The organism is Nostoc sp. S13, from assembly GCF_029379315.1.
Lineage (GTDB): Bacteria > Cyanobacteriota > Cyanobacteriia > Cyanobacteriales > Nostocaceae > Nostoc.
In genome coordinates this window covers 1-8,709 of the sequence record NZ_JAQYWQ010000184.1, presented here as the reverse complement: position 1 = coordinate 8,709, position 8,709 = coordinate 1, and the positions used below count along the sequence as shown (strand labels likewise).

The following is an 8,709-nucleotide window of genomic DNA, read 5'->3' as shown; positions in this document are numbered from 1 at the left end:
TAATTTCTACTCCACCTTTTTATTATCTCATGCTATTTATATTAAGGATAAGTCTATTGAATAATTAGTTTACCTGTCTTCAGATTACCCAATTCCAATCATACTTTACGACATGAATATAGAACCTGACACAAGTATTATTAAAAACTTAATAATGGTATTTATAACTTTATGAATTTTATCGAAAATGCCACAGGGGAAAGCAAAGGATACAAACGAAAAATAAAGAAGTATTATTGGAAAACTGCCAATTACAAACTCGCAAGCGCAAAAGCTAGAAATTAAGACATCATAATCAATTGAGTCCATATTTAGAAGCTTGTTGTCTGCGAATTAGCGGGTCTGTGTCGTATCAACGTGCGGCAGAAGATATTGAATATTTGACTGGAGTAGAAGTATCAAAAACTGTACAGCAAAGACTGGTACATCGTCAAGATTTTGAATTACCACAAGTAGAATCAACCGTGGAGGAATTGAGTGTGGATGGGGAAAAGTCGAAGCAAAATTTCTGGCGCATAATGGAAACTTGATGACGTTCCTCAAGTGTTAGCTCATCGTTGTGCCTATCTGAATGGATTAATCTTTGCTCGCTAAATAAAAACTGCGATGCTCCCTCTTCCAATTCCTTATGTCAAGCCTGATTGAGATGCTCTGACCCTGCTATTATAATTCTATCAGTGTAACCATATAGAAGTAGAAGTATACCGATGGTTCGTAGATATACGCGGGGTCAACGTCCCAATTGGCTTCATTATAAATCTGCTTATGGAATAAATGATGTTTTAGTAAATTACGATAATGAGAGCTTACTAACCGATTTTCTTCAAGTAGCTGTTGAGTATGGAAACTCTTACAACCCATCTGAAAATGGAGGAAAAGAATATGAACCAAATGTGATGATTCTTGACACATTTTTGAGCGATCGTTCAGATAAATCTTTATTACAAGAGATTTGTCAAGATGTAGATAGGTTTCCTTCAATAAAAATTCTTGTGGTAAATCCATTAAGTGATTTTGCACTTCGTCGTCAACAAATAATAGGAGTTCGTTATAGAACCCCTATAAACAAAACCTTTGAGGGACTTTTAAATATTCTAAATGCTTTGAATAGCTGTTTTGGGTTAACGATAGATACAGGGGCGAATTGGAACATAGAAGAAGATGAACCTTTGAGTCTTTATCCAATTATTGATCGTATAAAGGAGCTAGGAGCAGAGCGAAATCTTGAATTGAGGTTCTATGATGTATATCCGAGTGGACCAATGTACTTTTTCAACGATATTCTTGTATATGGTCGATTTGGAGCTACTAAAAATTGTATGCAACTAGCATGGTTTATGTTTGTTGATGATTATAGATGTAAAAACGATTTATTTGATGAGAATCGTCAAGAATTTTTGGATATTTGGAATATGGCAGAGCCTTATCCTAATGATCCTGCTCTCACTCGCGATTTTGATGTAGCTTTAACAAGAAATTTTGATATAGCAATTATATGTGGGCTTTCTATGGAACAACAGTTTGTTCGTGAGATGGGAAATACTGCTTGGCAATGGCGTATTTTTTCTGCAAAAAATCATAATCAGGAGTATTTTCAAACAGAAATAACTACAAGTAGTGCTCGAAAATTATCTGTTATTCTTGGTACTCCTAGTCAAATGGGAATAACTGCATCTGCATCCTTAACAACCAAGATGTTATATAACTTCCGACCAAAAGCAGTAATACTTGTTGGAATAGCTGCTGGTACTAAATCATCAGAACGTAATTTTGGAGATATCTTAGTCGCTCAACAAGTAGTTGATCATTCATCAGGAAAGATAGAAGCTGCCAGCAATGAAGAAGTCAGTTTTTATCCTGATCCACATCCTATAAGAATTCAGGATAAAGTTTCTACGATAATAAAAAATAACAGTCGAAAATATTTGGATGATATTAGAAATTCTTGGAAAGGCAATAAGCCTAATTCAGTTCTCAATATCCATGTAGATACCGTGGCAAGTGGAGATCAGGTTATTAACGATTCTCAAGCAGTTTCTTATATACAAAGAAACTGGCGCAAACTAGTTGGTATAGAAATGGAAGCTTATGGTGTCTATTTTGCTGCATCACAAGCTATTGAGCCTGCACCTTATTTTTGGTGTTTTAAGTCAGTTTGTGATTTTGCAGATGGTAATAAAGATGATAACTACCAAAGATATGCAGCTTTTACCTCTGCTGAATATTGCCATTATTTTTTAATTAATGATGTAGAAAGGCTTTTATTTAATTAATTGAGCATTCATGATTATTCCGTAAATTTCAGAATAGCGTGAATGAGTTTCTTCTATTATTTTATTTGGTAAATTTGGAGGTGGTGGTTTATGATTCCAATGGTTAGCATCTAACCAATCTCTGATAATCTGTTTGTCAAAACCAAAAGGATTTTCTCCAGGTTTCCAAGAAAACTTATTCCAGTATCGAGATGAATCAGGCGTAAGAACTTCATCAACAAGAGTAATGCGATTATCTACTCTTCCAAATTCAAATTTTGTATCAGCTAAAATAATACCTCGATCATCTGCATATTTAGATGCTTTAGAATATAGGGCTAAAGATATTCTCGATAATTCTTCGATATCATCTCCAACAATACTTCTAGCTTGTTCAAAAGTGATATTTATATCATTACCTTTATTACTTTTTGTGCTAGGAGTAAAAACAGGTTGAGGCAATTTATCTGCAAACTTAAGTCCTAGAGGTAAATTTAATCCAGTAACCTTTCCAGTTGTATTATATTCACGCCAAGCAGAGCCAGCCAAATATCCACGAACATTAGACTTATCCACAAATAAACCTCAAAATAGCTGAAACCCTTACATAGCTGGCTTTTTAGCTTATATAAAACAGGAACCTCTAAAACCCTCTCCAGAGCTAGGTTTCAGCCAAATAAAGTTCTCATTTCCGGATAAGTCTAATACATTCAATATCAAACATATTTGCTTTTTGAACGAGCATAGTTCTATCTTTAAGATAATCAGGCGTGCCAATATTTAAAGGTATTTTTCTTATATCTGCTTCATTTGCTGAGATAAAATGATTAGGTACTATATCAGAAAGAAATTCCATCCAAAATATAGACATTTGAGTTAACACTTTGCCTTTACCTAGAATATTGTTAGGTAAAATATGATCATAAGCCGAAATTCTGTCAGTTGTTATAAAAACTAAACAAGAGTTATCAAGTTCATAAATGTCTCTTACTTTTCCAGAACATAAATATTTCATTGGATAACTCAAATCAAATTTAATAAGGTTCTATTTTCTAGTTATAACTTTTAACTCGTTATGCATTCAAGCTTAAATTTAATCGAAGCTATGCGTTCAATACTTTCATAGGAAAAAGATTCGATGGTTAGTGAGCCAACTTCTCCTAGAGACTTAACATGAGTTCCGCTACAAGGATTTGCATCATAATTATCAATAATAATTATTCGTACTTTCCCCTTAAGATTAAGATTTGAATTTATGCGAAATTCGTCTATATGTTCTTCCTTCGCAGCATCTAAGCTAGGATATTTTTTTCCTTCAATACTTGCATTACCATCGATAGCGTTTAGCGCAATGTCAAGTAGTGAAGAGCAATTTTTCTCAGTAAATTCTTCTTCTGAGGTAAATAAAATTTTACAGCTACTAAGATCGTCCTCAATTTCCATACCTTGAGGTTCATATCCAAGTACAGTTTGTCTTGCTGCTGACATTAATATATGACCGCCCGTATGGTAACGCATTAAGCAATAGCGTCGCTCCCAGTCTAAAATAGAGTTGGCCTCTTTCCCATAAAATTCATATAGAGAAACTAATGCTGAAGAATCTAAGATTAGATTTGTAACCCCTTTTATTTTAATTATATCTTCAACTTTATAAGAAATTTTATTAATAATAACAGTACCGTGGTCTCTAGGCTGCCCTCCTCCAGAAGGGCGAAAAATATTTTCAGCTAAAGCAATTGCACAAAGATTGTTAATTATGTGAAAGCTTTCCACGTATGATGTATGTTCTCTTAGATAGCTATCATATAAGAATTTTTGAACACTCATTGTTTATGCCCTCTATAAATCGATAGTTTACTCTGAAGTGATGTACATACGATTCAAATGTCTTGTCCTTTGAGTTAACTCTTTTTTATAACCCTCTCTACCATGCAAAAGAGTTTGGTTATTAATAAAAATAAAAGACCCTTCTGGTATTTTTATTTTAAAAACACTTTGATGAATTGAGTCTAATAATTCATTAACGGCATTAACTGCTGGTTGTGTTTTGTTTACGTACTCCAGCTTATCGCGTCGAAAGCGGATACTCCATCCATAGGAATCTTCGTAAGAAAGTATTGGAATAGGTTTGCTAGTAGCTCCTTGGTAATGTTGTGGAGGAGTAAATCGAAAATTAATTTTTTTAAGTTCCCGTTTCGCTTTATTACTAAGAATAGTAGCTATGGTTTTAGCCTCACAAAAAGTGGGGCAACCACTTTCTCTCGGATCGTCATTGATATAATGAACTGCCATAATATTTGGAGGATTATCAATGTATGACAAATCTGTATGAACAGAAAAATCAATTAGATTTTGATAAGAAGGGCAAATACAAGGGTCTTGTGGATTTTCTCTGATAGCCATAATGTGACTTCCTTCCTCTCGATAGTGTTGAATCTTACCTGCCAGAGAACCTAATAATGCCTCTATTCTCCATAAATGAAATACGTTCGGTAAATTTTTAATAATCAACAGATTACAATCATCATTATTTTGAATATTACATGTTTTGGTAAATCCTTGAATGCACTTAATCAAGTTAGGTATTTGAGGTTTTATCTTTGGAGATAACTGCGATGCAGTTTTCACTAAAAAATCTAGATTGTCTGGAGATTCTTCATCAAAAATTGAATTTTTTGATGCTTTAAGGAGGATATTTTTCTCTTCACAATCTAAGATGTAAATTAGATAATGGAAAGTTTTACTATTACTATTAGTGAGTTTCCTAATTTCATCACCTTTAACACCAAAATCATAAAAAGCATCGAACAAGCATCCTTGTTCAAAATGTTTAGTTTTATTAGTTTTTTGGGAAGACATAAATAGAAGTTATATTTTTTTTAGAAAAGATCCTTTTTATTTTGGTTGCTATAATAATGATAACTCCGGTTCGCCCATTTTTTCTCTAGTTAGGAGAGTATACCTTTAGATATATTTCCAAAAAAGAGCAAGTAGATATATGTTCGGAATTATGGCAACAAAATCCATAATTACAAACGAACGAGTAGATGATACCTCATTTACCCTCTGTAACCAGCAACTTGGGTTATTATCGTATTTATTAACTGAGAAAGCCGCTTACAGCTTAGAGTACAGATTTAATATTTACTTTATAAATGGTCTTTAAGAATTAAACTATTTTTAGGCGTTCTACTTTGATATGAGCAAAGCGATCGCGCAGATACACACCAAAATGCCGCGTGCTGCTAAACAGTTAAATCAAATAGTAACTTTATATACTAGTTAGGTTATGAGTGATAAGCAACAAATCCTCGAAGTTTATCTTCACGAATACGAGAAACTAAAGGAAGAGCAAGCAAAGCGAATTGGTTTTCGCGATAACATGCTGTATGTGACGCTGGGTGTATTTGGTGCCATCCTCTCTTTCGCTCTATCTAGTAACAATAACTACTATGCCCTCCTTGTTATCCCTTGGGTTTGTCTTATCCTTGGTTGGACTTATCTAGTCAACGATGAAAAAATCTCAGCCATCGGTAGATATATTCGCTACACCCTTGTAAATAAAATTCAAGAATTAACTGGTAATACAGATACAGAATCTATATTTGGTTGGGAAATTGCCCATCGAAAGGATAAACGTCGTTTGCGACGCAAAATAGAGCAATTAATTATAGATGAGATTACTTTTGTTTTATCAGGTGTAATAGCACTGCTTGCTTTTTGGTTTCTAGTTTCGCAACCGCCTTTCGCTATTAATATTTTGTGCGTTGTGGAGCTTGTTCTTTTGATAATCTTAGCTATGGAGATTATCATTTACGCGGATTTAGGAGTTGGGCGGTAGGTTCAAGTTATCCTTTATGCATGAATTTATTACTAGAAAGTTAAAGTAATGACTTTTGGGGAACACTAAAATGAAGGGTAAAATTCCGTCTGTGGAGTAATCACCGCATAATCACGTTCCTTCTGGATATCCTCCAGATCCCATGCTGGAAGATACGCTAGTAAATCAGTCTGTGCCCACCATTCTTCAATGATTTCTGTGCCGTCGTCGTCCCGTGTGCCGATACGCTTTCTTGCCTTAACTTGGATTCGGGCATCGGCGGCAATAACTGCGTATTTTTCTGGTTTAGTGGCATGGGGGTTAATTTCGATTAATTTTATATTGCTCTTAATCATTTCGGGTTGAAGCATAAGTACTCACATCTCTATAGATTCTCAAGATAGTTAGAGTGGCAGCCCAGCCGCCAACATTTGCCACTGCAACTCATGCGCTCTTACCGGGTCAAGTTGCCCAGGAAACAGCAATTTAATTTCAGCAGGTTTGGCATTGAACTGTTGAGAACAATACTTCACAGGAAATTAACACCTTTTAGCTGTCGATGGACTCACAAAATCATGTAAATCTGCATCCCAAATACTGATGTAGATAAAATTACATTCTTGGCGAATAATCTGACCCTTGACTGAGCCATTCTTAAAACTAAAATTATCAGACTGGCCCTGTTGTACCTGTTTGAGTCCCTGCTTAATTTCTTTAGTGGCTTGCCCATCTAATATTCCATTCAAGGTAGTCTCCATTACCTGCGGGTCTACCGATTGGGCAAAAGATACCTCAGTTTGACGCAGCACTTTAGAATTACGATCAAATAAGTAGCCAAGGTCAATTTTGTCTGGTACTAGTTTGTAAACGACAGCACGGGTTTTGCCCCATGCGCCTCTTAAATCTTGATTTGGTTTGCCGAGGGTAGCTTCTACAATGTTTCTTGCTGTACCTGTGGGGAATGCGGGAACGCTTTCTCTGCTGGTAGTGGCAGCTAATTTACTGCGCGGCTTCTTCTGTGGTGTGGAACGCACTTCTGGTGTGGGAACTGCGTTGACATTGACCAGCGTCGGTATCGCCTTCTTCTCTGGTTCTGGCTGTGGTGTGAATACTCCTACTGGCGTTGGAGTATCTGAAGTTACAGGCTTCTTTTTTGGCGGTGGTGTAGAAACAACTGGGAGATTAAAAGTTGGCAAAGGATCGGGAATTACTGGCTGTTGTAACGGTGAAATCGGTACAACTGGAACTGGAGAAGTTTGGGAAGAAACATGTGGTTCAGGAGATGTATGAGTGGAAGGCAAAGATTCTGGCGATGGGGTAGGACTTGTGGCAATGGTAGTTTCTGGTTGTTGCTGACGAGTGATGCTAGAAATTGCGATCGCAATCAAGCCCCCTACCAGTAAACTACCAACAATCACAGCCGGTTTTTGCCAGTTTCCCGGTGCGATACCTTCTCTGCGAGACGCTGCGCGAACGGTGAGCTTCGCTAACGCAGAATTTTTTTGCTGAGTATACAATGACTGGGTTCGTCGAGTCGATATAACAGTGGAAGTATTTGCAGCTAACTCAGGAGGTATATTATTAACAGACTGCACGGCGTCTAGCATTTTACTGGCACTACTATAGCGATCGCCAGATTGAGGCTTAATTGCTTGACTAAGCACTGCCGCAAATTGAGAAGAGACGTTAGGGGCGTACTGCTGCCAAATTATTTCCCCAGTTTGCAGGTGAGTTTGTAGTTCTTGCGGGTGTTTACCAGTCAGCAGATAAATCGCCGTTAAACCTAAGCTGTAGATATCAGTGGCGTAAACTGGGCGGCCAACGGCTTGTTCACTAGGCATATACCCAGGCGTACCAATAACGAGCGATCGCGTCGGGTATCCTGGAGAATTAACCACTGAACAGATTGTTTCTTTGACTGCACCAAAATCAATCAAAACGGGCTTCCCATCAACAGAACGGAGAATAATGTTATCTGGCTTGATATCCCGGTGAATAATGCCTTTGCTGTGGACATAATCTAAGACTGATAGCAGACTCAAGAGAATTTGCCGAACAGCAGCTTCACTCTCAAATCCTTTTGCTTCGACAATTTTTGTCAGGGTTTGGCCGTGAATCCATTGTTGGACGAGGTAAAATTGTCCGTTCTCAGAAAAGTAGGCGTAGAGTTTTGGAATTTGGTGACTACTTTCACCCAAATACTCCAAGGTTGCGGCTTCCCGTTCAAACCGTTGTTGGATAAGTTGGTAGGTTTGCGGGTCATTATTGGTTATCGGTTTGAGTTGCTTGATCACACAGCGACGGCGAGAAGGCATATGGACATCTTCTGCTAGAAAGGTTTCGCCAAAACCACCAGCGCCGATTACTTGGATAACTTGATAGCGATTGTTCAGCAGGGTTATTGTCATGAAAAATTACAAGTGTAGACACTAACTGCGGAGCCGGAGACTTCCTGTCTTCTCCAGGCTTGTCGTCAGACATCGCCCTTTCCAAATGTACATCACATGAGTTGATGAGTTATGGACACTGAATTGAGAAGGCGTCTATTAGACATCTGGTGAAATTAAATATGCGTCATCTAGAACCCTTGTAGAGACGCGAAATTTTGCGTCTCTACATTCTTTTTCGGAGATGTCT

The 8,709-nt window shown here is 37.1% G+C and carries 9 protein-coding genes and 1 pseudogene; 3 read left to right on the top strand and 7 right to left on the bottom strand.

Translation table 11 applies throughout. The features are described 5' to 3' along the window. Nucleotides 1–177 precede the first annotated feature (177 nt). A pseudogene (locus tag PUQ00_RS31135) lies at nt 178–488 on the top strand (ISKra4 family transposase); the annotation flags it as partial. A gap of 219 nt (nt 489–707) precedes the next feature. After that, nucleotides 708–2,273: a hypothetical protein gene (locus tag PUQ00_RS31130; RefSeq protein ID WP_300423712.1), complete on the top strand. Its 1,566-nt coding sequence runs from the start codon at nt 708–710 to the stop codon at nt 2,271–2,273. On the opposite strand, the gene PUQ00_RS31125 is transcribed toward PUQ00_RS31130, so the two are convergent. From PUQ00_RS31125 to PUQ00_RS31110, 4 genes are all read right to left on the bottom strand, one after another. Further along, nucleotides 2,262–2,828 carry a phosphoribosylaminoimidazolesuccinocarboxamide synthase gene (locus PUQ00_RS31125; RefSeq protein ID WP_300423710.1) on the bottom strand — a complete coding sequence of 189 codons (567 nt, stop codon included), beginning with the start codon at nt 2,826–2,828 and terminating at the stop codon, nt 2,262–2,264. The genes PUQ00_RS31130 and PUQ00_RS31125 overlap by 12 nt on opposite strands. A gap of 109 nt (nt 2,829–2,937) precedes the next feature. Beyond that, a complete protein-coding gene (locus PUQ00_RS31120; protein WP_300423708.1) occupies nt 2,938–3,267 on the bottom strand; it encodes a phosphoribosylaminoimidazolesuccinocarboxamide synthase in 330 nt (109 codons plus the stop codon). A gap of 50 nt (nt 3,268–3,317) precedes the next feature. After that, complete coding sequence (locus tag PUQ00_RS31115; protein WP_300423706.1) at nt 3,318–4,079, bottom strand: alanyl-tRNA editing protein; 762 nt, start codon at nt 4,077–4,079, stop codon at nt 3,318–3,320. A 27-nt stretch (nt 4,080–4,106) separates the two neighbouring features. Then, nucleotides 4,107–5,111: a TauD/TfdA family dioxygenase gene (locus tag PUQ00_RS31110; protein ID WP_300423705.1), complete on the bottom strand. Its 1,005-nt coding sequence runs from the start codon at nt 5,109–5,111 to the stop codon at nt 4,107–4,109. Between the two features lie 430 nt (nt 5,112–5,541). On the opposite strand from PUQ00_RS31110, the gene PUQ00_RS31105 reads away from it, so the two are divergent. Continuing rightward, nucleotides 5,542–6,093: a hypothetical protein gene (locus PUQ00_RS31105; protein WP_300423703.1), complete on the top strand. Its 552-nt coding sequence runs from the start codon at nt 5,542–5,544 to the stop codon at nt 6,091–6,093. A gap of 65 nt (nt 6,094–6,158) precedes the next feature. On the opposite strand, the gene PUQ00_RS31100 is transcribed toward PUQ00_RS31105, so the two are convergent. Genes PUQ00_RS31100 through PUQ00_RS31090 form a run of 3 tightly spaced genes read right to left on the bottom strand, consistent with a single transcriptional unit; the run spans nt 6,159 to nt 8,480 of the window. Then, nucleotides 6,159–6,443: a hypothetical protein gene (locus PUQ00_RS31100; protein WP_300423700.1), complete on the bottom strand. Its 285-nt coding sequence runs from the start codon at nt 6,441–6,443 to the stop codon at nt 6,159–6,161. A gap of 33 nt (nt 6,444–6,476) precedes the next feature. Further along, nucleotides 6,477–6,605: a hypothetical protein gene (locus tag PUQ00_RS31095; protein ID WP_300423698.1), complete on the bottom strand. Its 129-nt coding sequence runs from the start codon at nt 6,603–6,605 to the stop codon at nt 6,477–6,479. Nucleotides 6,606–6,611: 6 nt separating this feature from the next. After that, nucleotides 6,612–8,480 (bottom strand): serine/threonine-protein kinase, encoded by a 1,869-nt coding sequence (locus tag PUQ00_RS31090; RefSeq protein ID WP_300423697.1) that lies wholly within the window; start codon nt 8,478–8,480, stop codon nt 6,612–6,614. Nucleotides 8,481–8,709: the final 229 nt, after the last annotated feature.